General features: G+C 69.1%; 28 protein-coding genes. 17 read left to right on the top strand and 11 right to left on the bottom strand.

Translation table 11 applies throughout. The features are described from left to right. Positions 1 to 17: 17 nt before the first annotated feature. From VFI59_06980 to VFI59_06955, 6 genes are all read left to right on the top strand, one after another. On the top strand, positions 18 to 401 hold the full coding sequence (locus tag VFI59_06980) for a cupin domain-containing protein (protein ID HET6713435.1): 384 nt from the start codon (positions 18 to 20) through the stop codon (positions 399 to 401). A gap of 22 nt (positions 402 to 423) precedes the next feature. Further along, positions 424 to 1,560, top strand: coding sequence for an FAD-dependent oxidoreductase (locus VFI59_06975; GenBank protein ID HET6713434.1), 1,137 nt, complete (start codon positions 424 to 426; stop codon positions 1,558 to 1,560). 604 nt (positions 1,561 to 2,164) lie between these two features. Beyond that, positions 2,165 to 2,296, top strand: a complete 132-nt coding sequence (locus VFI59_06970) for a hypothetical protein (GenBank protein HET6713433.1) — start codon at positions 2,165 to 2,167, stop codon at positions 2,294 to 2,296. Positions 2,297 to 2,354: 58 nt separating this feature from the next. Further along, positions 2,355 to 4,013 carry an MFS transporter gene (locus VFI59_06965; protein ID HET6713432.1) on the top strand — a complete coding sequence of 553 codons (1,659 nt, stop codon included), beginning with the start codon at positions 2,355 to 2,357 and terminating at the stop codon, positions 4,011 to 4,013. Between the two features lie 139 nt (positions 4,014 to 4,152). After that, positions 4,153 to 4,641, top strand: coding sequence for a hypothetical protein (locus tag VFI59_06960; protein HET6713431.1), 489 nt, complete (start codon positions 4,153 to 4,155; stop codon positions 4,639 to 4,641). Further along, positions 4,638 to 5,093, top strand: a complete 456-nt coding sequence (locus tag VFI59_06955) for an isoprenylcysteine carboxylmethyltransferase family protein (protein HET6713430.1) — start codon at positions 4,638 to 4,640, stop codon at positions 5,091 to 5,093. The genes VFI59_06960 and VFI59_06955 overlap by 4 nt, the downstream gene beginning before the upstream one ends. Here the strand turns inward: VFI59_06955 and VFI59_06950 are convergent. After that, complete coding sequence (locus tag VFI59_06950; protein ID HET6713429.1) at positions 5,090 to 5,854, bottom strand: GNAT family N-acetyltransferase; 765 nt, start codon at positions 5,852 to 5,854, stop codon at positions 5,090 to 5,092. The genes VFI59_06955 and VFI59_06950 overlap by 4 nt on opposite strands. Positions 5,855 to 5,938: 84 nt before the next feature. Here VFI59_06950 and VFI59_06945 point away from each other — a divergent pair, with 84 nt between their 5' ends. Further along, positions 5,939 to 9,361: an adenylate/guanylate cyclase domain-containing protein gene (locus VFI59_06945; GenBank protein ID HET6713428.1), complete on the top strand. Its 3,423-nt coding sequence runs from the start codon at positions 5,939 to 5,941 to the stop codon at positions 9,359 to 9,361. 513 nt (positions 9,362 to 9,874) lie between these two features. Beyond that, positions 9,875 to 10,114 carry an LPXTG cell wall anchor domain-containing protein gene (locus VFI59_06940; GenBank protein ID HET6713427.1) on the top strand — a complete coding sequence of 80 codons (240 nt, stop codon included), beginning with the start codon at positions 9,875 to 9,877 and terminating at the stop codon, positions 10,112 to 10,114. Positions 10,115 to 10,126: 12 nt separating this feature from the next. Here the strand turns inward: VFI59_06940 and VFI59_06935 are convergent, their stop codons facing one another. Continuing rightward, a complete protein-coding gene (locus tag VFI59_06935; protein ID HET6713426.1) occupies positions 10,127 to 10,513 on the bottom strand; it encodes a cupin domain-containing protein in 387 nt (128 codons plus the stop codon). Between the two features lie 94 nt (positions 10,514 to 10,607). Between VFI59_06935 and VFI59_06930 the strand changes: the two genes are divergently transcribed. Beyond that, positions 10,608 to 10,871, top strand: coding sequence for a hypothetical protein (locus VFI59_06930; protein ID HET6713425.1), 264 nt, complete (start codon positions 10,608 to 10,610; stop codon positions 10,869 to 10,871). Positions 10,872 to 10,877: 6 nt separating this feature from the next. Here VFI59_06930 and VFI59_06925 read toward each other — a convergent pair whose 3' ends face one another. The 5 genes from VFI59_06925 to VFI59_06905 all read right to left on the bottom strand — a co-directional run bounded on the left by VFI59_06925 (position 10,878) and on the right by VFI59_06905 (position 14,953). Further along, positions 10,878 to 11,711 (bottom strand): cyclase family protein, encoded by an 834-nt coding sequence (locus tag VFI59_06925; protein ID HET6713424.1) that lies wholly within the window; start codon positions 11,709 to 11,711, stop codon positions 10,878 to 10,880. A 76-nt stretch (positions 11,712 to 11,787) separates the two neighbouring features. Continuing rightward, positions 11,788 to 12,966, bottom strand: coding sequence for an acyltransferase family protein (locus VFI59_06920; protein ID HET6713423.1), 1,179 nt, complete (start codon positions 12,964 to 12,966; stop codon positions 11,788 to 11,790). 54 nt (positions 12,967 to 13,020) lie between these two features. After that, a complete protein-coding gene (locus VFI59_06915; protein ID HET6713422.1) occupies positions 13,021 to 14,244 on the bottom strand; it encodes an adenylate/guanylate cyclase domain-containing protein in 1,224 nt (407 codons plus the stop codon). Next, positions 14,234 to 14,383, bottom strand: a complete 150-nt coding sequence (locus tag VFI59_06910; protein HET6713421.1) for a YHS domain-containing protein — start codon at positions 14,381 to 14,383, stop codon at positions 14,234 to 14,236. Before VFI59_06910 ends, VFI59_06915 begins: the two co-directional genes overlap by 11 nt. Before the next feature lie 3 nt (positions 14,384 to 14,386). Beyond that, a complete protein-coding gene (locus VFI59_06905; GenBank protein ID HET6713420.1) occupies positions 14,387 to 14,953 on the bottom strand; it encodes a multicopper oxidase domain-containing protein in 567 nt (188 codons plus the stop codon). A gap of 1,230 nt (positions 14,954 to 16,183) precedes the next feature. Here VFI59_06905 and VFI59_06900 point away from each other — a divergent pair. Beyond that, a complete protein-coding gene (locus tag VFI59_06900; protein HET6713419.1) occupies positions 16,184 to 16,369 on the top strand; it encodes a hypothetical protein in 186 nt (61 codons plus the stop codon). An 11-nt stretch (positions 16,370 to 16,380) separates the two neighbouring features. On the opposite strand, the gene VFI59_06895 is transcribed toward VFI59_06900, so the two are convergent. After that, positions 16,381 to 16,569: a hypothetical protein gene (locus tag VFI59_06895; GenBank protein ID HET6713418.1), complete on the bottom strand. Its 189-nt coding sequence runs from the start codon at positions 16,567 to 16,569 to the stop codon at positions 16,381 to 16,383. A 179-nt stretch (positions 16,570 to 16,748) separates the two neighbouring features. Beyond that, positions 16,749 to 17,129, bottom strand: a complete 381-nt coding sequence (locus VFI59_06890) for a CBS domain-containing protein (protein HET6713417.1) — start codon at positions 17,127 to 17,129, stop codon at positions 16,749 to 16,751. Positions 17,130 to 17,251: 122 nt separating this feature from the next. Between VFI59_06890 and VFI59_06885 the strand changes: the two genes are divergently transcribed. Together VFI59_06885 and VFI59_06880 are read left to right on the top strand one after the other, a co-directional pair. Continuing rightward, complete coding sequence (locus VFI59_06885; protein HET6713416.1) at positions 17,252 to 17,812, top strand: HDIG domain-containing protein; 561 nt, start codon at positions 17,252 to 17,254, stop codon at positions 17,810 to 17,812. 90 nt (positions 17,813 to 17,902) lie between these two features. Beyond that, the gene (locus VFI59_06880; GenBank protein ID HET6713415.1) at positions 17,903 to 18,028 is read left to right on the top strand and encodes a hypothetical protein; all 126 of its coding nucleotides are present in this window, start codon (positions 17,903 to 17,905) and stop codon (positions 18,026 to 18,028) included. 93 nt (positions 18,029 to 18,121) lie between these two features. Here VFI59_06880 and VFI59_06875 read toward each other — a convergent pair whose 3' ends face one another. Continuing rightward, positions 18,122 to 19,405: an MFS transporter gene (locus VFI59_06875; protein HET6713414.1), complete on the bottom strand. Its 1,284-nt coding sequence runs from the start codon at positions 19,403 to 19,405 to the stop codon at positions 18,122 to 18,124. Positions 19,406 to 19,620: 215 nt separating this feature from the next. Here VFI59_06875 and VFI59_06870 point away from each other — a divergent pair, with 215 nt between their 5' ends. The 5 genes from VFI59_06870 to VFI59_06850 all read left to right on the top strand — a co-directional run bounded on the left by VFI59_06870 (position 19,621) and on the right by VFI59_06850 (position 23,554). Further along, positions 19,621 to 20,085: a hypothetical protein gene (locus VFI59_06870; GenBank protein HET6713413.1), complete on the top strand. Its 465-nt coding sequence runs from the start codon at positions 19,621 to 19,623 to the stop codon at positions 20,083 to 20,085. A gap of 118 nt (positions 20,086 to 20,203) precedes the next feature. Continuing rightward, entirely contained in the window at positions 20,204 to 20,890 is a 687-nt protein-coding gene (locus VFI59_06865) for a response regulator transcription factor (GenBank protein ID HET6713412.1), read from the top strand. A gap of 118 nt (positions 20,891 to 21,008) precedes the next feature. After that, on the top strand, positions 21,009 to 22,079 hold the full coding sequence (locus VFI59_06860) for an ATP-binding protein (GenBank protein HET6713411.1): 1,071 nt from the start codon (positions 21,009 to 21,011) through the stop codon (positions 22,077 to 22,079). A gap of 9 nt (positions 22,080 to 22,088) precedes the next feature. Then, on the top strand, positions 22,089 to 23,039 hold the full coding sequence (locus VFI59_06855) for a Ku protein (GenBank protein ID HET6713410.1): 951 nt from the start codon (positions 22,089 to 22,091) through the stop codon (positions 23,037 to 23,039). Positions 23,040 to 23,188: 149 nt separating this feature from the next. Further along, a complete protein-coding gene (locus VFI59_06850) occupies positions 23,189 to 23,554 on the top strand; it encodes a hypothetical protein (protein HET6713409.1) in 366 nt (121 codons plus the stop codon). Here VFI59_06850 and VFI59_06845 read toward each other — a convergent pair. Then, the gene (locus VFI59_06845) at positions 23,551 to 24,372 is read right to left on the bottom strand and encodes a vanadium-dependent haloperoxidase (GenBank protein ID HET6713408.1); all 822 of its coding nucleotides are present in this window, start codon (positions 24,370 to 24,372) and stop codon (positions 23,551 to 23,553) included. The two genes, VFI59_06850 and VFI59_06845, sit on opposite strands and share 4 nt — an antisense overlap. Positions 24,373 to 25,095 lie beyond the last annotated feature (723 nt).

Genomic DNA, 25,095 nt, shown 5'->3' with positions numbered 1-25,095 from the left:
CGGAAGAGGAGGCAGCGATGGATGTCGCACCGGCGATCGACGGCACGTTCGAACGGGGCGACGAGGCCCGGTTCACCGGCGAGGTGTGGATCCGATCGGCGCTCGGCGACGGGGCCGGCACGACCGTCGGAGTCGTGCACTTCGCACCCGATGCCCGCACGCGCTGGCACCGCCACCCCGCCGGGCAGTTCCTCTACGCGATCAGCGGACGCGGCCGCGTGCGCACGCGCGGCGAGGCGGGCCACGCGCTCGAACCGGGCGACGTGATCCACGTCGGTCCCGACGAGTGGCACTTCCACGGGGGATCGCGCACGGCGCCGATGGTGCACGTGGCGGTGACCGCCGGCGCGGTCGAGTGGGGCGAGCCCGTGACCGACGAGGAGTTCGACGAGGGGTTCTGATCCGTCGGCCTATCCTCTGGGCATGTCCACTTCTGTGCTCGTCCTCGGGGCCGGCTTCGGTGGCCTGGAACTGTCCACTCGGCTGTCGGAGGAGCTCGGCGACCAGGTCGACGTCACCCTGATCGACCGGGCCGACGCGTTCGTCTTCGGCTTCTCCAAGCTCGACGTGATGTTCGGTACCCGCGCTCCGGACGCGGTCCGTCTCCGGTACGGGGACATCACCACGCCGCGCGTGCGATTCCGGCAGGAGACCGTCACCGCGATCGACCCCGAGGCCCGTCGGATCGTGACCGACCTCGACACCTATGAGGCCGACGTGGTGGTGGTGGCGCTCGGCGCCGACTACGACCTCCCGGCCACACCGGGACTCACCGAAGCCGGGAACGAGTTCTACTCGTTCACGGGAGCCGAGGCTCTGCGCGAGGTGCTCCCGTCGTTCCGGTCGGGCACGGCGATCGTGGGCGTCTGCGGACCCTCGTTCAAATGCCCGCCGGCGCCGAGTGAGGCGGCGCTGCTTCTCGACGAGTACGCACGCGAGCGCGGAGTCCGCCACGACGTCCGGATCCAGGTCGTGATGCCGTTCGGCAGGCCGATCCCACCCGCGCCCGAGACCTCGGAGGCGATCCTCGCGAGGTTCGCCGAGCGCGGCATCGAGTTCGTGCCCGACCGGAAGGTCGCATCGCTCGACCAGGCCACGCACGAGGCCGTGCTCGACGACGGCACGCGCCTGCCCTACGACCTCTTCCTCGGCGTCCCGGTGCACCGGGCGCCCGCGGTGGTCGAGGCGTCGGGCATGACGGAGGACGGCTGGATCCCCGTGGACAAGGGAACGCTCGCGACCCGCTTCCCCGGCGTGTACGCGGTGGGCGATGTGACGAGCGTGGGCACGCCCAGGGCCGGCGTCTTCGCCGAGCGCGCGGCCCGCGTGGTTGCCGACCAGCTGATCGCACGCATCCGCGGGTGGGACGAGCCCGCCGGCTTCGACGGCACCGGCGCGTGCTGGATCGAGTTCGGTGACGACGAGGTCGCCCGCATCGACGTCGACTTCTTCTCGACGCCGGGCCACCCGATCACGGCGTTCACCGCTCCGACCGCGGCGACAGCCGCCGAGAAGGCGGCGTTCGGTGCCGACCGACGAGCGCGCTGGTTCGGCGCCTGACGCTTCGGCCCTCGGCGTCAAGCGAGTGGGTCGACGTCATTGCCATAACGCGAGGCCTGCGGCACGATGTGCGGTACGAGAGGAAGGAGGTGGTCCAGCTTGCATGAACAGCTCGAGACCCTCGAGGTGACTGGCTGCTGAGCCGTCCCTCGCGGGCCGGGATCACCTCCCGCCCGCATGCCGGGCGACCGGCAAATCCACACCAGCTCACCGACCCTTCGGGTTCCGGCCTGGTCGACCGGACGAAGCCTCGTCAGAGGCGGGGAGCGCTCGAGGGGAAGCAGCGACGGAACGGGCCGGGACCTCAGGGTCCCGGCCCTTCTGCGTCTCCCTGCGACGCGGCGTAGGCGATCGTCGTGAAGTCGTCGTGGCGCCACAGGTCGGTGTAGCCGCCGACGAAGACCCGCTCGGCCGCCGCGGACGGCGCTCTCCCGTTCCGGCCGGGTGGCTATGGGTTCCGTCCGGCGACTCGGCAAGGACCTCCGTGTTCCGTCGCAGGTACCACTCCGGAGGTCCCTGCCGAGTTGCGGAGGCAAGGTGCGACCCCGAGCCGCATCACGTGATACCGATGTCGCAGGGCATCAGCTGAGAGGAGGCCCGCAGCATGCGCATCGGCCGCTGGGACATCCGCCCCCTCGGAGGGGGGCTGGGCTGCCTCACGATGATCGTGATCTCGGTCGTCGCCTCGATCCTGCTGACCGCGCTGCTCAACGTCTGCGTGTCGCCGGGGAATTGACGATCCCGCCCCCGACCCGCGGCTGCGAGCCGAGTTCGCCGACGCGTACCCTCCGTGCGTGAACCGGCTGCTCGCGCACCTCGGTCCGCCGCTCCGCGCCCTCAGGGGCGTGCTCGGGAACAGGCCCATCACCCGCATGGAGCTGGCGTTCCTGTTGTTCAACGTCGCGGAACCCGCGATGTGGGTGGCGATCCTCGTCTACGCGTTCGATCGTGGGGGCACGCGGGCAGCCGGGTTCGTCACGATCTTGCTGATGGTGCCCGCCGGCATCCTCGCCCCGCTGGTGGCCTCGCTCGGCGATCGGTTCCCGAAGGAGCGGGTCGTGCGGTTCGGGTACCTCGCCCAGGCGGTCACGACCGCCGCGGTCGGCATCGCGATCGCCACCGACGCCGCCGCTGTTCTCGTGTACGGGCTCGCAACGCTCGCGGCGATCACGTACACGACCGGCCGGCCGAACCACCACGCGCTGCTGCCTGGGCTCGCCCGCACGCCTGAGGAGCTCGCCGCCGCCAACTCCGTCTCGTCGCTGATGGAAGGCGTCGGGGGCACGATCGGATCGATCGCCTCCACAGTGATGCTCGCGGTCTCGGGCGCCGGCGCCGTGTACGGGCTCGCCGCCCTCTCGCTCTTCCTCGCGGTCGTGACCACGCTCGGGGTGCACGCCCCAACTGATGCACGTGCTCGAGAGGCGTTCCGGCCCTGGTCCCTGCTCACCGACGCGTGGCACGGCCTCACGACGGTGGTGCGGTCGCCCGACGCGCGACCGCCCGTTGCGATCACCGCGGTGCTCACCGCGACGGTGGGGGCGGTCGGTGTGCTCACGGTGCCGCTCGCGCTCGAGGAGCTCGCGCTCGGCGATCCGGGCGTGGGCTACGTGACGACGATGATCAGCGTCGGGCTCCTCGTGGGCGCCGCCGCATCGGTCGTGCTCGCGGCCCGGCGGCGTCTCGCATTGGCGATCGTGCTTTCGGCCGCGTGGTTCACGGTGAGCGCGGTGCTCTACGGCGTGACGGCCACGGTGCTCGTCGTCACGATCGCCTCGATCGTGTACGGATCGGCGATCACGCTGATGGACGTTCTCTGCCGCACGCTGTTGCAGCGCACCGTGCGCGGCGACGTGCTCACACGCGTGTTCGGCGCGGTCGAGGCGCTCTGGCTCCTCGGGTACGGTGCGGGTGCCGCGGCCGCACCCCTGCTCGAGCGATGGCTCGGGCTCGGGCCTGCATTCGCCGCCTGCGGCGGAGTGATGCTCGTGGCCGCGCTCGCGACACTCCCCGGGCTGCGTCGCATCGACGAGCGCACCGTGGTGCCCGAGCGCCAGCTGGCGCTGCTGCGCCGGATCCCGATGTTCGCGCCGCTGCCACCGCTGGATCTCGAGCGCATCGCCCGGCAGCTCGACCTGATCAGGGTGCCCTCGGGAACCGAGGTGATCCGCCAGGGCGACATCGGGGACCGCTTCTACGCGGTCGATGCCGGGTCGTTCGAGATCGTCCGCGACGGCGAGGCGATCGCCACCGCCGTCGAGGGCGACTACTTCGGCGAGATCGCGCTGCTGCACGACGTGCCGCGCACCGCCACCGTGCGCGCCACGAGCGACGGCGCCGTGTGGGCTCTGGACCAGGAGGAGTTCCTCGCCACGGTGACCGGGCTTCCCCAGGCCGCGAGCGCCGCACACGCGATCTCTGAGGAACGCCGCCGCACCCGACCGAAGGCCTGATCCGGCCGCCGGGGGCACGCTGCCCCCTCGCGGAACGTCCGGCCGATGGAGGTCCGAAGGCCCTAGGTGCCGCACCCCGCGCCCTGCCACCGTGAGGGTGAGGGTCTTCGACCGCCCTCGAGCGGAAGGGGGGAACGTCGTGAAGATCGAGTACATGCACGCTTCGAAGTACGGCAACGGGGCCACGGCCGCCGAGGGATTCAAGGAGCGCATGACGACCCGGGGCGCGACGGTCGATGTCCATCACATCGCAGACGTGAATCCGAAGGAACTCTCACCGGCCGACCTGTACGTGTTCAGCTCGCCCGGCCGTATGGGCAAGCCGATCCGCTCGATGCGCCGCTTCCTGAAGGACCTGCGCCTGCCCTCCGGCGCGAGGTATGCGCTTCTCACCACCGAGATGGCGCCGCAACCCGACAAGAAGACCGGCCGCATGCCCACCGAGGAGGAGATCTGCACGTACCAACGGGTCCGGCCGATCATGCACGAGCTGCTGCAGCGCAAGGGCCTGGTCTCGGTGGGCGAGGACAGGGTTTACGTGACCGACATCAAGGGACCGCTGGAGGAAGGATGGCAGCAGAAGGTCGAGGCGTTCGCGGACCGGCTGACCGTCGCCGATCGAGCGTGACGCTCAAGGAACTCGTCGGCAGCGGCGACAAGATCATACTGGCGACGATGCCGGTCGTGATCGTCGGTGTGATCCTGAACATCGCGTTCCCGTCGATCTTCGAAGTCGGCGGCCCGTCCGATGCGCTGAGGACGGTCTCGATCGCGGTGCTCATCCCCGGCGTCGCGATCTGGCTGTGGTCGGCGATGCTGATCCTGACCAAGGTGCCCCGAGGCGAGCTGATCACGACGGGGCCGTTCGCATGGGTGAAGCACCCGATCTACACGAGCGTGGCGCTCCTCGTGATCCCGTGGGCCGGCTTCCTGCTGAACACGTGGCTGGGGGCGGCCATCGGCATCGTGCTGTACGTCGCGTGCCGACGGTACGCCCCCGAGGAAGAGGCGCAGCTGGCGGAGGCCTTCGGCGCCGACTGGGATGCGTACCGTGCCGGCGTGAAGATCCCCTGGCTCTAGACGCCGGGTCGGCGCATGAACTCCCACGTCCCGCCGATGTGGTCGAACCCGAGACGTTCGTACAGGGACTTCGGCCAGTCGTCCTCTTCCGCGCCGATGAAGATCCGCTCCGCGCCCGCTCGTCTCGCCGCCTCGGCCGCCGCGAGCACGACGGCCCGTGCCACCCCTCGCCCCCGGTACTCCTGCAGGGTGTCGACGAATTCGACGAGCGCGCCGGGGCCGATCAGGTACAGCTCGCACTGCCCGGCCGGGCTTCCGTCGATCCGAGCGACGAAGCGTCGTGTGCCGAGGATGCGATCCCACGCCGCGTGTTGTTCGACGAACCGGGCCGCGGTCTCGGGTGCCGACGGCAGTTCCCTCCGATAGATCTCTTCGGTGAGCGGCAGGACGGCGTCGAACGAACACTCCTCGACCTCGAGGCCCGCGGGACGATCCGGCGGCCTTCGAAGGACCATGCCGACGATGCGCCCGGGCTCGTACCCCGCGTCGCGGAACGTCGGGGCCAGGTGTCGAGCCCCGTCATCCAGGACCTTCACGAAGCGATGGAGCGATCCTGACCGACCCAGGATGTCGTCCGCCATCCCGATCAGTTCGTCGCCCGAGATGCCGCCTGCGTCATCGACGACGAGCAGGTTGGAGACGAACCGCTCCGGATAGGCGTCGTCGAAGTACGCGGTGCCCGCGTCGAACGGCTCCACGCGGGTGCTGATGAGCGAGAGCCGGCGTGTCTCGAGCGCGAGGAAGCGATCGAGATCGTCCATGCGCGAACGCGACCGGTGGCCGATGCGCTGCGTCGAGGGTGCACGGTTCGAGCGCGGTTCCCGGGCGAGGCATACGCTCGATGCATGCCGACCTGCATGGCGTGCGGGAACCGGAACCCTGAGCACTCGAAGTTCTGCAACGGGTGTGGCTCCCGGCTCGCCGAACCCCTTGCGTCCGCCGAAGAGCGGAAGGTCGTGACGGTCCTGTTCTGCGACCTGGTCGGCTTCACGTCGCGCTCGGAGCTCGCCGACCCCGAGGACGTCCGCGCGATCGTGCGGCCCTACTACGAGGTGCTCCGCAAGGACATCGAGTCGTACGGAGGGACCGTCGAGAAGTTCATCGGGGACGCCGTCATGGCGGTGTTCGGTGCGCCGAGCTCTCACGACGACGATCCGGAGCGAGCGGTCCACGCGGGGCTACGGATCCTCGAGGCGATCGAGCAACTCAACCGAGACCGGGGAACGGACCTCTCGGTTCGGGTCGGGATCAATACGGGCGAGGTCGTGGTCGCGCTCGAAGCCCGCCCGGAGCGAGGGGAGGGCATCGTCACGGGCGACGTCGTGAACACCGCCGCTCGTCTGCAAACCGGAGCGCCCATCGGCGGCATCGCGGTCGGCGAGACCACCTATCTGTCGACGAGCGACGTCTTCGACTACGAGCCGCTCGAGGCGATCGCGGCCAAGAACAAGGCCCGACGCGTGCCGGCCTGGAGGGCGCTCGCCGCTCGTGCTCGGTTCGGAACCGACATCACGCGCCGACACGAGGTCGCGCTCGTCGGACGAGATGCCGAACGCGCGATGCTCGGGGACCTGCTGGACGAGGCGATCCGCCAGCGATCTCGCCAACTCGTCACGATCGTCGGCGAACCGGGTGTCGGCAAGAGCCGCATGGTCCACGAGCTGTCCCACCTCGTCGATGCGCGAGACGGGACCGTGGTCTGGCGCCGGGGACGGTGCCTGCCCTACGGCGAGGGCATCGCGTTCTGGGCCCTCGGCGAGATCGTGAAGGCCGAGGCGGGGGTCCTCGATTCCGACTCGCCCGAACAGGCGGAGACGAAGCTCGACCGCTCGCTCAAGGGCTTGCCCTTCGAGTCCGAGGAGCTCGGGTGGGTCAAGGCCCGCCTCACTCCGCTCGTCGGAGTCGAGCCGCCGAGTACCGCCGAACGCGAGGAGTCGTTCACCGCGTGGGGTCGATTCCTCGAGGTACTCGCCCAACACGGTGGGGCCGTCTTCGTGTTCGAGGACCTCCACTGGGCAGATCCCGCGCTCCTCGAGTTCGTGGAGCATGTGGCGGGCCGCTCGGAGGCCGTGCCGATGGTCCTCGTCTGCACGGCGCGTCCGGAGTTCGCCGAGCGCAACCAGCACTGGGCCGGCGAGCTCCGCAACGCGACCGTCGTGGATCTGGCGCCCCTCTCCGGAGAGGAGACGGCGATGCTGGTCGGCGAACTCCTCGGGTCGACCCTCCCGTCGGCCGAAGTACGGCGTCCGATCGTGGAGGCGGCCGGAGGGAACCCGCTCTACGCCGAAGAGTTCGTCCGGATGTTGCGTGACCGCGGCCTGCTGGTGGCTCGTGGGGAGACCTGGGAGCTGGCCGAGGATGCCGAGGTCGCGATCCCCGAAGGCATCCACGGGATCATCTCGGCGCGGCTCGACACGCTGACGCCGGATCGGAAGGGACTTCTGCACGATGCCTCGGTCGTCGGGAAGGTCTTCTGGCCGGGGGCGCTCGAGGCGATGGGCGATCGCGATGGCCTTGACGTGCGCGAGGCCCTCCACGAGCTCACCAGGAAGCAGTACCTCCGCCCCTCGCGAACGTTGTCGATGGAGGGTGAGCGCGAATACACCTTCTGGCACATGCTCGTGCGCGACGCCGCCTACGCCCAGATCCCGCGGGCCGCCAGGGGCCAGAAGCACACCGCCGTGGCGCGATGGCTCGAGGCGCGCGCCGGCGCGCGCGTGGAGGACCTCGCGGACGTGCTCGCCTACCACTGGTTCGAAGCGTTGGAGCTCACGCGCGCCTCGGGCGGGGAGGTGTCGGGCTTGGAGCGACAGGCGCTGCGTTTCCTGGTCCTCGCGGGCGATCGCGCGAGGGGCCTCGAGGCGTCGCAAGCGCAGGCAATGTACGAGCGGGCGCTCGGACTCGCCCCCGAAGGTGACCCGGTCCGTGCCGAGATCCTCCGCGATCTCGCCGGGGTGGAGTGGTCCCGTGGTCACTTCGGGCGGTCCCGGGAGCTCCTCGAGGAGGCGATCCCCGCCCTGCTGGCAGCCGGCAGGCCGGCCCGAGCCGCCGATGCGAAGGTGATGCTCGCCGTCGTCTGGACGACGATCGCGCCAGGGGACACCGATTGGCGCCTGCTCGATGAGGCTGTCGCGGAGCTCGAGCGACTTCCACGTGGGGAGGAACTGGTCAGCGCCTACGCATTGCGGGCGAACTGGGTGTCCTCAGCGGGCCAGTACGCCGAGGCGATCGACTGGGCCGATCGGTCGCTCGCCCTCGCCCAGGAGCTCGGCCTGCCGAACCATCCGTGGGCCAGGATCCAGCGCGGCGGGGCGCGTTGCTGGAGCGGTGACATGGGCGGGATCGATGACATCCATCAAGGCATCGAACTCGCCATCGATCAGGGATCGGTCAACGTTGCGGCCATGGGACGCAATCAGCTCGCAACGGTGCTCCAGGGATCCTCGGGTCCGGCCGAGGCCCTCTCCGAGATCGAGCTCGGCGCTGCCCTCGCTCGACGGAGCGGGATGCAGATGATGACCGAGTTCCTCGAGGTGGGAGCTCGATCCGAGGCTCTCTTCCACCTGGGACGGTGGGCCGAGATGTTGGAGGCGACGACCGTCTACCTCGCCGAAGATCGCCAGGATATCGCCGCCCAAGTCCGCCTCGTGTGTCAGGTATTGGCGTGCGAAGTATCCACGTGGCATGGCGATCTCGCACGCGCGTCCGAACTCAGCCTGGCCATCCAGCAGGCGACGAAGGAGTTCGATGCACCGTGGCCCGTGGTCGAGTTGGCCGTCGTCGCCGAGGTCGCGCTCGCGACCGGAGATGTCGATCGTGCCGCCGAGGCGCTCCACGAGCTCGAGGCCTACCCGCACATGCGTGAGGATTTCAACAACATGGCCTTCTTCCCTGAGATCACGCGGGTAGCGATGGGTGCGGTGAGTGTCGAGTTCGCGCAGCAGCTCATGACCGGCATCCCGGAATCCCCGATGCCGCTGCGCCGCATCTCCCTCGAGATGGTCGATGCGCAGCTCGCGGAAGCACTCGGCGAGCTCGACCGAGCCGAGGAGCTCTACGCGATGGCGGAAGAAGGCTGGAGGACGTTCTCGGTGCCCGAACGAGCCCAATCGCTACTCGGGAGAGGTCGGTGCCTCGTCGCGATGGGCGATCCGGGGTCGCTGACGGTGCTTCGTGAGGCGCGGGCGGTCTTCTCGTCGCTCAAGGCCGAGCTGCACCTCCCCGAGGTCGACTCGCTCCTCGAACTGGCCGTCGCCCGATCCTCATGAGGAGTGGAGGTCGTTCAGCGCGACCGCGTGTGTCGGCGGCGCGCGCGGAACTCGTACCATCGAAACTCGCCCCGCCGATGTGCGGCGCGACGCGCCACCTTGGCGAGCGCGTTCTCCCGCATCGCCCACCCGACCTCCGACGCCGTCTGGACGTACTCGGGCGCGTTCTCCAGGTCGGCGCTCGTCCAACGGATCGTCGGCGGGTTCGGGTGGAGGTCGTCATCAGATCGACCTCGTGAGCTCTCGCGGCCCATGGCTCCCTCCGGTGTCGTGGACGCCACCGTCGCACCGGAGCGTCGTATCCGCTGTCTCCTGAGCGACACGACGCGGTCGGCTTCCTGACAGATCAGGTGCGGACATGGCACCGACCGTGCCTTCGGCCCGTGGGCGAGGCACTCCGACGTCCCGCTCCCGTCGGGACCTTCGCCCCGCGGCCCGGTGACGCGACACCACTTACGCTCGGGGTATATCGACACGGCGCCCGTGTCCGTGCCCCGATGGAAGGGGAGTTCGATGAAGAGATTGGCCGCGGTTCTGGTCGGCGCGATGGCCTTCGTGTCCACGTTCGCCGGCACCGCCCTCGCCGACTACACGGAAGCGCCTCCGCCCGAGAACGTGGTCGAGGGCGTAGGTGGGGGTGCGGCCTTCACGGGTGGCGACACCGCCACCGCTGCGATCGTCGCTCTCGCGCTGGTCGTGGTCGGCCTCGTCGCGTTGTTCCTGGCGCGTCGTCGCGCTATCGCCGCCTCGTAGGACTCCCGATCGTCAGCTCGCGTCGGGGCCCTCGACGTTGAACGACGACGACCCTTGGCCCGCGCGCACGACGATCGCATCGCAGAGACCTTCCGACTGGTTGCTCTCGCGGTGCACAACCCGCTTCGGCACCAGCACGAAGTCGCCGGGACCGGCGTCCGCGACGTCGTCGTCGGCTGAGCCCCACTCGAACCGCATCGCACCCGACAGCACGTAGACAGCGGTATCGAACTCGCCGTGGTGATGCCAACCCGACATCATGCCGGGCCGGGTCCGCACGAAACCCGCCCACAACCCCTCGGTCGCGAGCGCTTGCTGGCGCTCGATCCCGGGGGTCGCCGGTCCGACCACGCGATCGTCGACGGGAACGACCACGACTCGGCGCTGCTGCTGGCTCATCACGATCCTCCTTCCTCTCTCGCCTCGTCGTTGCTTCGAGTTTGGCGCCCTCCTTCCGGGGTAGACCTCGTCCAGACCTCGGAAGGAGGACCAGATGAGTCGTACCACCGGAACCAGCATCCTGGTGCTCGGCATCGTGCTGGGCGTCGTGGGCGCGATCATGTACTGGGCCGTGACGGCCAAGGCCGACGGCTTCGACATCAATGCGGCCGGCCTCATCCTGTTCTGGGTGGGAGTCGTCACCGCCGTCATCGGACTCGTGCTGACGTTCATGGGCAACCGGTCCACGACCGTCCGTCGTGCTGACGGCATCGACGGCGGGCGCTACGAGTACGAGGAAGAGCACCGTTCGATCTGACGCCCGTCAGGGGACCAGGCCGAACACCGTGCTCGCCGCACCTGATCCGTGGCGGTTCGCCGGACCGCCGATCACGATCCATCCGCCGGTCGCGGGCATCTCGCCGAGGTTGGTGAGGTTCTCCAGCGTGAACCGATGCCGGTTCAGCGTGAGGAAGGACTCGGAGAAGCTCGCGTCGGCGGACGGGTCGGGGCCGAACGTGTCGGTACCGAGGGCGCCGCGCTTCGCCAGCACGCCGGTCTCGATCAGCCACCGGACGGCGGCCTTCGAGAAACCGGGCTGACTGAACTTCGCGCCCGCCTGCCCGCAGTTGTAGTACGTGGGCTCGTCCTTCGTGAGCTCGGGACCCCAGAACTCGTCGCACCCCGTCCAGAGGATCACCGCGGCGCCCGGGGGCATCTCCCCGTGCGCGGTTTCCCAATCCTGCAGGTCGGCCTTCGTGACGACGTGACCGGCGTCGGCGGCGACCTCGGTCCGCACGTCGACGACCACCGCCGGCAGCACGTAGTCGGCGGCGTCGAGATCCTCGGCGCACGCCTTCCCGTCTCGGAAGTGGCACGGGGCGCTGTAGTGCGTGCCCGTGTGCTCACCCTCGCGCACGTACTGCATGTAGAAGCCGTCGTCCTCGACGGTCGCCACCGTGGTGAGCGTGAACGCCGGGTCGCCCGGGAACAGCGGCGTCCGAGCCGGCGAGTTCGTGTGGCTGAGACTCACGACCCGGCTGAAGCCCGGCAGCGTCGTGGAGTCGTCGCCACCCCTGCGAGCTCCCGCCTGGCCCGCAACGTAGCCACCGACGACGAGCGACAGCATGGCGATGAACGCGATCAGCTTCCTTTGCATCAGGACCCCCTCAGGCCGACAGCGCCGCCATCGTCCCGGAGGGCGGGCCTCGGGCGCAAGCGCGATCGTTCGCCGCTCACCTGACGGCGGGGACGTGGGCCCGGTGTTCACGCGGCAGGCGCGCGAGCGGCTTCATGCCGAAGAGGAACCGCGTGAGGTTCGTGCGCTTCACGACGAGCTCGTAGAGCGCGACGGTCGTGAGCAGCGAGCCCACGGACACCACCATGAACCCCGGCAGCGCCGGCAGCGCGAACGCGGTCAACGCCGACCACGCGACCACGATGATCACGCTCTGGTGCAGCAGGTAGATCGGGTAGGCGGCCTCGTTCCCCCAGCGCAGGAACGCGGTCTCGAACGAGAGGTAACGCTTCCCCAGGGCGAGCAGCGCGAGCACACTCACCCAGGTGACGGTCGCGGACCAGAGGTCGAGCACGACCGACGTCGCGCCCGTGTCCCACCGCTCGCCGGTCCCCGAGATCCAGAGCCACAGCTGCCCCGCGATCAACGCCCCGGCGACCGGCGTCAGCCACCGCCAGGCGTCGTCGATCGCGGCCTCCAGCCGCGGCTCCGACACGAGCAGGAATCCTCCGACGAACAGCGCGAACGAGTAGAAGAGGTTCTGCGGGCCGTCCTCGGGCCACGGCACCGCGTCGCCGATGTACAGCACGAGCGGCATCAGGGCCAGGTACCAGAGCACCCACCGTCGCGGCCCGGTTCGCGCACGCCAGCGGGCGAACAGCGGCGCCGCCACCATCGAGTACAGGAACAGGTAGAGGATGAACCACAGGTGGCCGGGCGTGAACCCGCCGTCGTAGCCGCCGAACTCCCGGTGCATCGTCCAGTAATCGGCGGTGAAGGCGGGGATCGACCCGCCGCCGTCGCGCCAGACGATCGCCAGGTAGGACTGGATCGGCACGATCACGACCAGCCCGAACAGGAACGGCACGAGCAGCCGCTTCACGCGCTCGCGGCGGTACTCGTGGGCGGTTCGGCGACCGAACGCGTACCACGATGCCGCGCCCGCGAGCACGAACAACAGCTCCATCTGCCACACGGCGATGAACGCGATCACCGACCAGAACAGCGCCTCGCTCGTCTCGGCCGAGTGCACGTAGAAGTCCTCGAACGGATCGAACACGCGCGCGGAGTGGAACGGCAGCAACAAGAAGACCGCGATCACCCGGAGCCAGTCGAGGTCGTGTCGTCGTTGCACGCCACCCTCCCGAGGCATCAGGTTCGCCCGCACTTCGAGCATGCGACAGGGGGAGTCGATGCCACACGGGCGAAAGTCCCGTGAACGGCGGGGAACTCAGCCTCGGCCGAGACCTTCCGCCGTGACGGCGCGGTACAGCGGAACCGGGTCGGCGATGCCCTTGAGATCGGCCGCGCCTCGCTCCTCGAAGCTCACCCCGTCGGAACCGCCGGTGGCGAGGACCGCCTCGCCCACGAGCACCTCCTCGGGCCCGGCCTCCGACGCGATGCGCGCGGCGATGTTCACCGTGCGGCCGAAGTAGTCCCCCTCGTCGTAGATCACCGGCCCCGCGTTCACCCCGATGTGCGCGGGGGGCAGGCCGCGAGGGCCGACGCTCCGCACGATCTCGAGCGACGCGAGCACCGCGTCGCGCGGGTCGCGGAAGTGGAAGCACACGCCGTCGCCCAGCATCTTCACGACCTCGCCGTCATGGTGCACCGCGACCTCCTTCACGAGCGCCGCGAGCTTCACGGAGATGGCGGCCGCCACCTCGTCGCCCGCCTCCTCCGTGAGCCGCGTGTACCCGGTCAGGTCGGCGAAAACGATCGCGCCGACGGTCTTCGCGGGCCGCAACCGCACACCCGCCTGCTCGAGCGCCATCTCGACGTGCTCGAACTGATGCTCGGTCATGAACGTCTCGGAGTGGCGTCGGAACAGCCAGGAGAGCATGTCCTCGCCCGAGCGTCCCGCGCGCAGGCCCACCTCGGCGAGGGCGGCCTCGAACGCCTCGTTGTCCCGCAGGCCACGACGCCGGTACTGCTCCTCGATCGCGTGGTGCATGTAGTGCGTCAGGTACTGCGCGACCTTCCGCGCGGCATCGCCCCAGACCCGGGCCAGACGCAGCACCTCGCCCTCGGGCACCCCGGCCGAGATGAGCACGGGCAGCATCCGCAGCACCTCGAGGTCCTCCGAGCGGACGTGCTCGTCGGGTGCCGGAGCGGGAAGCCCGAACGCGACGTAGGTGCGCTCGAGCATCTCGACGTCGATGCCGATGTCCACGGCGAGCCGCTCGTACGTGGTGTCGGACCGCGGGTGCCGGCGTCCGGCGCTCTCGAGGTAGCCGAGCGTGAGATCGCCCGAGGCGGCCGCGACCGCGACCGAGCCCGCGTCGATGCCCTTCGCCTCGAGCGTCTCCACGACGCGGACCACCATCACGTCCCGCCGGCGGAACATGCCGTTGTCGGGCCGCACGATGCCGAGGTCGACCAACTCCCGGATACGCCCGACCGTCGTGCCGCCACGCTCGGCGAGCTCGACCTCCGTCAGGAGGTCATCGGGCATACGAGGCTGGGTCCGCGACGAAGGCGTCGTGGCAGGCCTGCGAGCAGAAGTAGTACGTCACGCCGTCGTGCTCGGCGGTCGCCGCCGCGTCGTCGTCGTCGATCCTCATGCCGCAGACCGGGTCCGTCACCATCGCCATGCGCTACCTCCTCGCCACGTCGAAGCTGAACATCATGCCGCTCTCGGCGTGCTCCGCGATGTGACAGTGGGCCATCCAGAGCCCCGGATTCGACACATCGAGCACGATGTCGACCGTTTCGCCGGTCTTGATCAGCACCGTGTCCTTCCAGACCAGGTTCGGCTCGGTCACGCCTCCGCGCGAGACCACGAGGAACCGCCCCGCACCGTGGATGTGGAAGGGGTGGTGCATCGGGTGGTCCGAGTCCATCTCGTTCTCGAGACGGATCTTGACGCGGTCGCCGACCGTGAACGCCCAGTCGATCCCGGCGTTGCGCTTGCCCGTCGCGCGGTCCTCGAGCACCCATCGCATGTTGGACGGGTCCGTCGAGCGGTTGATCTCCTCCATCGTGTCTTCCCACTCGATGCTTCCTTCCGAGTGATCGGCGTGCGCATCGTCGTCGGCGGGGTGGCCGCCGCCCGACCCCGTCTCTAGGAGCTCGAGCGCCGCCGGCACGAACTCGATCGGCAGCAGCTTCATGCCGCAGATCGGGCAGCGGTCCGGTTCGAGGCTCACGACCTGGGGGTCCATCGGGCATGCGAAACGTGGCCCCTCGTCGGACGCGGCACGGGGCGTCGCCACCATGTCCATCTCGGCGACGAGCGCGAGGGTCTTGTCGGGCTCTCGCTCGAGGTCGTGCTGTAGCCGGGGCGCGCTCCGCCTCGAGCTCGGGGGCGCGGCGGAGCGTGTCGAAGGCGCCGGCGGCGGGCGTCGGGGTTCCCTCGCCGACCGTGATGCGGCCCAACTCGTCCGTGCGATCGGGCGTGCGGTGCTCGAGCACCACCTCACCTGAGCGGTCGAAGAGCACGTCGACGATCGCCCGTTCGGAGGGGGCGATCAGCGTCTCCTCGATGAACGTCTCCCGTTCGTAGCGACCGCTGTCGCCCCCCACCAGCTTCATGCGTGCGCCCGACACGCCGACGTTGAAGACCCTCGTGTTGGCCGTATTGACGAGGAACAGGCGCACGACCTCGCCTCGAGCGACCTCCATGCGCCAGTCCGGAAGTCCGGCGACGAGCAGCACGTTGCCGAACCGCCCCATGGCCGTGTGATCGGGGCCGGCCTGGTCGTACGGGGCGAGCCGTCCGTCCTCCATCAGCACGTCGTCGACCGTGAGCACGACCTCGCGATCGCACGGCGGCCAGTAGTCGGGGTCGCTCGGCTCCACGACGATCGTCCCGTACAGCCCCGAGTCCTGCGTGGAGTCCTCGCGGATGTGCGGGTGGTACCAGTACAGGCCCTCGTCGGGGAACCGCACGCGGTAGGTGAAGTTCCCCCCGATGGGGATCGGCTTCTGGGTGTCGTGGGGCACGCCGTCGTAGCGGTTCTCGAGCCGCAGCCCGTGCCAGTGCACGGTCGCCTCGACGTCGGCATCGTTCGTCACGTGTACGACGATCTCGTCGCCCTGCCGCACCCGCAGGCTCGGTCCCGGGATCGAGCCGTTGTAGGCCAGCATCCGGACCAGGTCGTCGCCGATCCGATTCGCGACCGGCGCGATCGTGAGGTCGAGCTCGTCCCCGTCGGCCAGCCGGACGCTCTCGGTCTCGTGTGCCGTCGGCAGCCCGGACGTGTCCCGAGAGAACGGGCCCGCCTGCGTCGCCGTGTGGTGCTGCATCCCCTCCACGCGACGAGGGTGCCGAATCCGGTGGCGTTCGGTCAACCCGTTCCGCGCACCGCCGATGCGGAAAGACCGCTCGTCCGTGTGCCATCATCGGTTCCGGCGGATCCCGATCGGCCCGCCGACGGGAAAGGTGGGTAGCCATGGGCAACAGCAACGCAGGGGCGGCGGCAGGCGGAGGCGCGATCTACGGCCTCGGCATCTTCGGTGCGTTCGTCTACTACTGGCAGGCGGCCGACCAGTTCTGGGAGTACGTGCTCGCCTTCATCGCGGGACTCTTCTGGCCCGCCTTCATGGTCTACGAGGTCTTCAAGAACCTCGGCGCCTGAGGGCCGCCGGCCTAGGAGCCGAGCGGCTGCGGTTCCGGCTGCGGTCCGGGCTGCGGTGCGTCGTCGAGGACGACGTGGGTGATCACGTGGCCGCACCGGTAGAGCGTCCATCGCACGGTGCCGTCGTCGCCCACGTGCATGCCCGACAGCGACGGTCCGGGCCGGCCGCACTGCTCACAGAAGGGGACCGGGTCGCTCATGGACGCCAGTGTGCCGAACGACGCACCCGCTGGCATCGGGCCGACGACCGGTTTCCCGACCCCCCGATACCCGGTTGTGATTAGGACTCTTGGACCGGCGGCTTCCTGGAACGGATCACGTCGGCGAGTGAGGCGACGTCGACCTGGGCTGCCAGGATCACCGGGCGCACCCGCTCCGCTCAAGCCTTCGAGATGCTCCGTGCGAGGTCGCGCATGGAGACGATGCCGACGAGAGAGTCGCCGTCGATCACCGGGAGATGCCGGAAGCCTCCGTCGAGCATCCGGTCCATCGCCTCACCCACGGTGGCATCGGGGTCGATGGTCTGCGGCTCCCTGGTCATGCCCTTCGAGATAGGAGAGACGCGAGCGGGGTCGGCATGCATCTGATCGAACGCACGGAGGACGTCCCGTTCGGTGAAGATGCCCAGCAACGCATCGTCCTCGACCACGAGGACGGAACCAACCCCCGCCTTCCCCATGGCCCCGACGGCCTCGACCGTCATCGTCGAGGGCTTCACCGTGACCAGATCGGTGCTCATGACCTCTCGAACGGTCGTCATGCGTCGCCTCCGGCTTGCCCAACTTCATCTTATGCGCTGTGTCATCGCGGTCGGGTGGCCAGGCCCCTGTCGGGAGTGACGGGACGGCTTCGCCTCGGCTCCGAGCTGCCTATCATCCAGTCGTGACCGACGAGCTGATGGACCGCGAGACCGCCCACGCGTTCGCCCGCGAGCGGTGCCTCAAGGAGACGACCTACCGACACCTAGTCTCGGTCGAGGGCGTGATGCGCTCGCTCGCTGGCCGGTTCGACGAAGACCAGGACCTGTGGGGCCTCACCGGTCTCTTCCACGACCTCGATCAGGACCACACCGGTGACGACGGCGCGCAGCACGCCCGCTTGGCCGCCGGCTGGCTCCGCGAGGCCGGCGTCGACGAGCGCGTCGTGAACGGCGTCCTCGCCCACGCCTACGATGAGTACCGCTCCGACCGGATGTCGACGGCGATCGTCCATGCCGACGCGGTCGCCGGCCTGCTCGTCGCGTCGGCGCTCGTCCGCCCCGAGCGTTCTGCCGGCATGAAGGTCTCGAGCGTGAAGAAGAAGCTCAAGGAGCGATCGTTCGCGCCGGGCGTGAACCGCGACGAGGTCACTGGCGTGGAGCCGAGCATCGGCCTGCCGCTGGACGAGTTCCTCGCGGTCTCGATCGAAGGGCTGCAGGAGGTCGCTCCACAGATCGACCTGTGATCGGGCATCGGGCGCAGCGGGCACTGCCGCACTTGACGTCGGGAAGGAGACCCTTCAGCGGGTGCGAGCCCGTTCCTACTCTTGCATTCCGTGGAACTCTCGCTCCCGCACCTTCCTGCCGGCCTCGCAGCGCCACTGCTCTTGATCGTGTGGTCGATCGCCACGATCGCCTACACAGCTCTCCGCGCCTCGGGACCGCTGAAGCCTTCGGCTTGACCTCCGCGAGACCCGAGTGACCTGAGTCCGGATGCTCCTGGCGGGCCCGACCGTCCTTCCTCCGCCGTGGCGACGGTCCCCCCGCTGCGCCGATCAGCCCGATGTGGCTGGATCGGCCTCCGTGTACACGTCGGCCTCTGCGCGCTCGCGGCGGGAAAGCGCGATGAACGGGATCGCGAGCGAAGAGATCGCCGAGGCGATGAGGTAGGACGACGCGTATCCCCACACGTCGGCGGCGCGACCCAGCATCGGCTGCGCCCACACGCCGCCCGCCGAGTCCATCAGGGAGTCGAACGACAGGATCGTGGCGCGTTCGCTCGACGGGATCAGCGCGTTCATGTAGCTCTGCCGGATCGGGAACGACGCCGCGAACGTCAATGCCCACACGACGATCAGCGCGACCACGCCCCAGAACGATCGGACGACGCCGATCAGCGCCAACGAGGCCGTGCCCGCGGCGACCGACAGGAGCAACGCCGACGTCCGCCGGCGGAACAACCGGCCGTATCGGGGAGCGACGGCTCCGCCGAGGATCTGTGCCCCTGCGACGATCGCGGCGGCGAGCCCGGCGATCTGGTACGCCTCGGGATCACCGTAGAGCTCGAGCAAGTAGGGCTGTAGCGCGTAGAAGGCGTAGAACGCGACGCCACCCGTGAAGAGGTTCTCGAGCATCAGCCACCGTATCGCCGGCACGCGCAGCCCGTGGTCGACCGAGGCCGCGACGATCCTGCGGATCTCCGGGACCAGACGTCCTCGCGTGTGCGGTGTGAATCCCACGTCGTGCATCAACCGGAACGCCACCGCGAACATCGCGAACAAGACCAGCCCGCGCAGGACGAACGGCACACCGAGCCCGATCTGCTGGGCGATGAATCCGCCGGCGACGGAGCCGACGAGCATCGCGACGCCGCTCACGATCTGACCGCGTCCGAAGACCGACTCCATCGTGCCCGTATAGCCGGTCGCCGTCATCGCGTCGACGACCCATGCCTCGACCGCACCTGAGAAGAACGTGAACCCCAGGCCGATCAGCAGGGAGACCACGGCCCACTGCCAGAACGGCGCCTCGATCTGCCAGAGCAACACGTAGAGCAGCGTCGACGCGGCAAGCGTCAGCGATCCCAGCAGGTACGAGGCACGGCGGCCGACCGTGTCGGCGATCACGCCGGTCGGCACCTCGAACAGGACCATCCCAGCGGTGAAGAACGCGTTCGCCGTGAAGGCCTGTGTGTTCGACAGTCCCGCATCGAGCAGGAAGATCGTGTTGATCCCCCAGATAAGCGAGGCCGCAAGCGTGTTGCCGAGCAGGAGCACGAGGTACGTGCGCTGCACCGACGCCGGGGTCGCCGGTGGGATCGGGCGATTCGAGGTGAACACGGAGGGCCCTCCGGATGCCGTCGTCGGTGCGGACGGGTTCAGAGGGCGAAACTCATCGCCGGACGTCACCATTCCCGACGGCCGAGTCCTCCCGCGGGGCACGTCGGACGGGTCGCGATTCCTCCCCACCGCCTTCACGCGAGATTCACACGCCGGCGCCAGCATCGGGGGTGCGGGCAGCGACGCACGATCAGCCCGCGGAGGAGGTCGGAACGATGAGACGAGGAACGATGATCCTCGCGGCGGCATTGATCGTGCTGGCCGGGGTCGGCATCGCGGTCGGCGCGTACAACGCCGGCGAAGCTCACGGTGTGGCGCAACAGATCCAAACGCTCGAGACAACGGCGCCCGACGGCTCCGACGTCGTTCGCGTGGTCGGTCCCGGCTTCGGTTACGGGGGCTGGGGTCACGGCGGGTTCTTCCCCTTCGGGTTCCTGCTCTTCCCCTTGTTCGTGATCGGGGTGATCCTGCTCGTACGCGCCCTCGTGTGGCGTGGCGGCGGTTGGGGGCCCGGCCGTGGTTGGGGACCCCAAGACGGCCCCGGCGGTTGGGGGCCGGGCGGTCCGCGTGACGAATGGCGCTCGAGGGCGGAGGCCTGGCACAGGGAGATGCACGAGTCGGGCGGGAGCGCGTCTCGGCCCGACCCGGAGGCGCCGCCGTCCCCGACGGCGGCCGCCTGATCGCTCGACGGCTCTCACGAACGCGAGGAAGGCGCCCCGGAGCGGAGGCCGGACACGGCTCCGCTCCCGCCTCGCGTTCGATGTCAGACTGAGCACCGTCCCACAGGAGGACGACGCCGTGCCCCGCCACATCCTGGTCGTCGACGATGAGATGAAGATCTCGCGCCTCGTGCGCGACTACCTCGAGGACGCCGGGTTCCGCGTGACGCTGGTCGCCGACGGCTCGGCTGCGCTCGCCGCGGCGCGGGGCGAGAGGCCGGATCTCGTCGTGCTGGACCTGGGGCTCCCGAGCATCGACGGGCTCGACGTCGCCCGCGAGCTTCGGCGGAGCTCCTCGGTGCCGATCGTGATGGTGACGGCCCGCGGCGAGGAGTCCGATCGCATCGCGGGGCTGGAGCTGGGGGCCGACGACTACGTGGTGAAGCCCTTCAGCCCGAAGGAGCTCGTGGCTCGCGTCAGGGCGGTCCTGCGCCGAACGGACCCCGTCACCGGCACGAAGGCCGAGCTGCTGCGCGTGGGCGATCTCGAGGTCGACCTGATGCGGATGCGAGTGGCGGTCGGGGGCGAGGCGGTCGAGCTCACGCCGACGGAGTTCGACCTGCTGGTGACCCTCGCGCGCGAACCGGGACGCGTGTTCACCCGCGGCCAGCTCCTCGATGCGATCCATGGCATGGCGATCGAGTCGTACGAGCGGGCGATCGATGCGCACGTGAAGAACCTTCGCCGCAAGATCGAGCCCGACACGAGAAAGCCGCGCTACGTGCTCACCGTGCACGGCATCGGATACCGGTTCGCCGATGGGTGAGCGTCACAGCGGGCGACGCGGCGGCGCAGGCGAGCCGCCGTGGGGCGGCGGACGGCCACCCTGGTGGCCCGAGGGAGAGCCGTTCCCACCGCACGGGGGGTGGGGATCGTGGGGTGGCATGCGCCGGAGATTCGTGCGACGGGTGCTGATCGGTGTCGGAGCGCTCGTGCTGCTCTTGGTCGTCTCCGGCTGGGTGCTCGGATGGATCTTCGGCGGGGGGTGGGATCGGGGGCAGGGAGACGGGCCTCCGGCGTTCTTCCCCTTCCCGCTCTTCGTGCTGGTGGGGCTGGTCGTCGCGTTCGTCTTCGTGATGCGCGGGGTGCGCCGGACGGCCGGTCCGGTCGGCGACGTGATGGAGGCCGTGGGCAGCGTCGCGGACGGCGATCTCTCCGCTCGGGTCGAGGTTCGGGGCGGGAGAGACGATCGACAGCTCGCGGAGGCGTTCAATCGCATGGCCGGGCGTCTGGAAACCGATGAGGAGCGGCGTCGTGAGCTGCTCGCCGACCTCGCGCACGAGCTGCGGACCCCGCTGGCCGTGATCCGCGGCAACGTCGAGGCGATGCTCGACGGCCTCTATCCGGCGGATCCGCATCACCTGCGCACCGTGCTCGCCGAGACCGACGTCCTCGGGAGGTTGTTGGACGATCTCCGCACGCTGTCGACAGCCGAGGCCGGCGCACTCGTGCTCCACCGAGAGTCGATCGCGCCTCGCGCGCTGATCGATGATGCGATGGCATCGTTCATCGGTGAGGCTGAGGAGCGCGGGGTCGCGCTCGTGTCACACATCCCGGGCGACCTGCCGACGATCGAGGTCGATGCTCTACGGATCGGCGAGGTGCTCTCGAACGTGCTGCAGAACGCGCTACGACACACGCCGCGAGGAGGACGCATCGAGGTTGCAGCGTCTCAGGCATCGCTCGGCGACGCCGCGGCGATCATGTTTCGCGTCGCCGACACCGGAACCGGGATCGCCGACGAGATGCTGCCCGTCGTCTTCGACCGCTTCGTCAAGACGTCCGATTCCGGCGGCACCGGTCTCGGCTTGGCGATCGCTCGCGGTCTGGTGCAGGCGCATGGGGGCACGATCTCCGTGGCCTCGGACAACGCGAGGGAAGGTTCGCCAGGAACGACGATCAGCTTCACCCTTCCCGTCGTTCATGACGGCGTGGGCAGAACCGGGGGAGGGTAAGGGTCGGACATGCCTCGAGCCGTGTGGACCGGGACCCTCTCGTTCGGATTGGTGTCGATCCCCGTGGCCCTCTATCCCGCGACGAGTCCGAAAGATGTCCGCTTCCACCTCTTCGATCGAGAGGGTCGCCGGGTCCGCTACCGCAGATTCGCGGAGGAGCCGCTCTCCGGGACCGGCGCTCTGCCACCGGAAGGCGGGCTCGTGGACGTCGAGGCGGGCGGCGCGGACGTCCCGATGCCAGGAGTCGCTGGGTCGCGAGGAGACGTCTCCCCGGCCACGGGTGCCGAGGCCGAACGATCGGACCGTGAGCTCGCCTACGGCGAACTCGTCCGTGGCTACGAGGTGGAACCTGGACGGTTCGCGATGCTCGAGCAGGAGGAGATCGAGCAGGTCCGTCCATCGAGGAGCTCGACGATCGAACTCGAGGACTTCGTCGAGCTCGAGGCGATCGATCCCGTGTTCTTCGAAAAGAGCTACTTCCTCGCTCCTCGTCGAGACGCCTCGAAGCCGTACCGACTGCTGCAGCTCGCGCTCGAACGGACCGAGCGCGTCGGCATCGGCCGCTTCGTGCTCAGAACCAAGCCACACCTCGTCGCGGTGCGTTCCACCGAGGAAGCGCTCGTGCTCGAGACGCTCTACTTCGGTGACGAGGTGCGAGCGCCGGCAGAGGTGCTGTCACCCCTCGACGGGGAGGTCTCGGAACGAGAGCTGCGCCTGGCGGAGCAGCTCGTCGAGATGCTCGCGACGTCGTGGGATCCGGATCGGTATGCCGACGAGTACCGCGACGAGCTCCTGCGCCTCATCGCGGAGAAGGCGCCTGTCGAGACGGCTGAGACCGAGACGGATACGACATCTCCGCCCTCACGGGTCGAGGAGCTGATGGAGGCGCTCAAGCGCAGCGTGGAAGACGCGAAACAGGCGCGCCTGGGCGGCGGGCGTTCGCACGGGCACACGGGTTGAGTCGTCATCTCATCCTTCGCCCATGGCGGTCCTGGTCGCGGCGGGATCCTCTGGTCCGAGTGAGCCGCGACCCATCTGGGTATGGCCACATCGACAACCTGGAGGGCGAGAGGGATGGAGATGGACTCGTGATCGGACGGGTGACTGTCGTGTCTGCCGTCGTGCTGTTGGGGTTCGCCGGCATCTCGTGCACCGAGGATCAGCGAGGTGACCTCGTCGACCAGGGCACCGAGGCGGTGGTTCGCAACATCGCCGCCGCCGCGGGTGCCGGAGCCTTCGAGCGCGAGAGCTTCGAGGTGGACGGGACCCTCGACTGCGAGGCCTCGTCCAGTGGGGGCGCGGAGCGCATCGAGGTGCGATGCACCGGATCGTCGACCGAGGGTGAGGAGCTCGTGCTGGAAGGCGAGGCGACGACGGGGTCGGCGGAGATCGGCAACGCGGTGCGCGGCTCGTTCGTGGGCACCGCCGACGGCGACGAGGTCTTCCAGGAGGAGTGCCTCGGAGACGGGTGTTAGTGGACGGGACGCAAGAACAGCCTGAAAGCGCGGTCGGCGATCTCGCGGCCGTGCTGGACGCCCACCTGGCACGCCTTCCGGAAATGGAAACCCACCAGGACGCGGGCGAACGCGTTCTCGTCCGCTGCCTCGGAGAAGCTCGAATACGAACGCGTCACCGACGCCATGTCATCGCACGTGCTTCCGGCAGGAAGCGTCAAGCTGCAGGTCTCGAAGTTGATCTCGTCGGTCCCGAAGAACCGACGGAGGACCTGGGCCGCTGCACCGCCTTCGACACTGTGTGCCGAGTCGTAATCAGGGATGGGAGGAGTCTGCACCAGCGGGGTCCAGTCCGCGTCGACGTTGGTGTTGGGGTTGCCGTCGGTATCGGCGTTTCGGATCGCCGTGACGGGACGCCAGAAGTTGTAGAGGTACTTGGTCTCGAAGGAGCCGATGTAGCCATCGGCCATGGCGAGGTTGAGCAGACCGAACAGTCGCGCGTTCTCCCACAGGTCGAGGTCCCTGTCGGCGGACACGGTTCTGGCGATCCGGTTCCACTGCAACGGTGAACTCTCGACCCAGAACAAGGCGATCTCGGTCTGCGCGGCTGTGCGGTCGCTGGGTGTGGAGGTGTTGTCGCCACCGAGCCGCTTCACCTGACGGAAGTCCTTCGTGTATCCCTCGCTGGTCACTCGGTACGGCGCACTCGGGCGGAACTGCGAGCTCTCTCGCAGCACGAACGGGGTCACGTCGGCCCAGCCGGGAGCGAAGGCGAACGGGGTTCCGGGCGTGAACCGGTACTCGCCGGGATCGGTGCCCTGAGGATACGCGGTGTCCAACAGCGGAGTGTCTGACCCGTCCGAGGCTCGGAGCGAGAGGATGGCCGCGGCTGCCTTTGCCCCCTTCCTCATTCCCCTGCTCTTGGCCGCCCCATCCGGGATAGCGTCGAGCGCGGCCGCATAGTCCGCTTCCACGCTCGCGACGCCCGCGTCGATGCACTCCTGAGGGAACGGGTCAGGGAGTTCGCTCAAGAGGGGAACGAGGACATCTCGCGCGGCCGTGGCGACTGCGGCGTTGGGAGACACCGGACGGTTCGTACCACCACGGAACGCGTATGGCTGAGATCGTCGGTCGATCGCATTCAGGGCGTCATGGATCGCCACATGCATCATGGCGTACATGCGCGACTCGTGGAGCGGGTTGCCGGTAGGAGCGATGCACGCCGCGATCGCTGCCTGTCCGGCATTCTCATTCCAGGTGATGACCGCATCGGCTGTCGATCCTTGGCGAGGCGAGCCGAGGAGCCGAAGCGGGGCCGCTGCCGTCGTCCATGCTGGGAACGCTGCCGCGATCGTCACCGCGACGATCGCGAGGATCGTGCGACTCCTCATGGTGCTCCTCCGTTCGCTGGATCAGCGATCCGAGGGAGCAAGAAGGCCCAGGAGGCGGGCCGCCGGGGTCAGTCACTTCGCGCGAATCGCGACAGGTGCCGACCCGTCGGACGGTAGCGCGGTGCGCCGTCATGCGCGAGTCGGAAGTTCTCCCCACACCGCGGCGCGCCC

It is taken from the genome of Actinomycetota bacterium, from assembly GCA_035697485.1.
In the GTDB taxonomy this organism is placed as follows: Bacteria; Actinomycetota; UBA4738; order UBA4738; family HRBIN12; genus JAOUEA01.
Note: the sequence above shows the minus strand (reverse complement) of the source record. Positions and strands in the feature narration are given on the sequence as shown.

Coding starts and splice junctions, on each gene's coding strand:
- VFI59_06980 (HET6713435.1), top strand. CDS start 18: ATGGATGTCGCACCGGCGATCGACGGCACGTTCGAACGGGGCGACGAG.
- VFI59_06975 (HET6713434.1), top strand. CDS start 424: ATGTCCACTTCTGTGCTCGTCCTCGGGGCCGGCTTCGGTGGCCTGGAA.
- VFI59_06970 (HET6713433.1), top strand. CDS start 2,165: ATGCGCATCGGCCGCTGGGACATCCGCCCCCTCGGAGGGGGGCTGGGC.
- VFI59_06950 (HET6713429.1), bottom strand. CDS start 5,854: ATGGACGATCTCGATCGCTTCCTCGCGCTCGAGACACGCCGGCTCTCG.
- VFI59_06945 (HET6713428.1), top strand. CDS start 5,939: ATGCCGACCTGCATGGCGTGCGGGAACCGGAACCCTGAGCACTCGAAG.
- VFI59_06940 (HET6713427.1), top strand. CDS start 9,875: ATGAAGAGATTGGCCGCGGTTCTGGTCGGCGCGATGGCCTTCGTGTCC.
- VFI59_06935 (HET6713426.1), bottom strand. CDS start 10,513: ATGAGCCAGCAGCAGCGCCGAGTCGTGGTCGTTCCCGTCGACGATCGC.
- VFI59_06930 (HET6713425.1), top strand. CDS start 10,608: ATGAGTCGTACCACCGGAACCAGCATCCTGGTGCTCGGCATCGTGCTG.
- VFI59_06925 (HET6713424.1), bottom strand. CDS start 11,711: ATGCAAAGGAAGCTGATCGCGTTCATCGCCATGCTGTCGCTCGTCGTC.
- VFI59_06920 (HET6713423.1), bottom strand. CDS start 12,966: ATGCTCGAAGTGCGGGCGAACCTGATGCCTCGGGAGGGTGGCGTGCAA.
- VFI59_06915 (HET6713422.1), bottom strand. CDS start 14,244: ATGCCCGATGACCTCCTGACGGAGGTCGAGCTCGCCGAGCGTGGCGGC.
- VFI59_06910 (HET6713421.1), bottom strand. CDS start 14,383: ATGGCGATGGTGACGGACCCGGTCTGCGGCATGAGGATCGACGACGAC.
- VFI59_06905 (HET6713420.1), bottom strand. CDS start 14,953: ATGGACCCCCAGGTCGTGAGCCTCGAACCGGACCGCTGCCCGATCTGC.
- VFI59_06900 (HET6713419.1), top strand. CDS start 16,184: ATGGGCAACAGCAACGCAGGGGCGGCGGCAGGCGGAGGCGCGATCTAC.
- VFI59_06895 (HET6713418.1), bottom strand. CDS start 16,569: ATGAGCGACCCGGTCCCCTTCTGTGAGCAGTGCGGCCGGCCCGGACCG.
- VFI59_06890 (HET6713417.1), bottom strand. CDS start 17,129: ATGACGACCGTTCGAGAGGTCATGAGCACCGATCTGGTCACGGTGAAG.
- VFI59_06870 (HET6713413.1), top strand. CDS start 19,621: ATGAGACGAGGAACGATGATCCTCGCGGCGGCATTGATCGTGCTGGCC.
- VFI59_06860 (HET6713411.1), top strand. CDS start 21,009: ATGCGCCGGAGATTCGTGCGACGGGTGCTGATCGGTGTCGGAGCGCTC.
- VFI59_06855 (HET6713410.1), top strand. CDS start 22,089: ATGCCTCGAGCCGTGTGGACCGGGACCCTCTCGTTCGGATTGGTGTCG.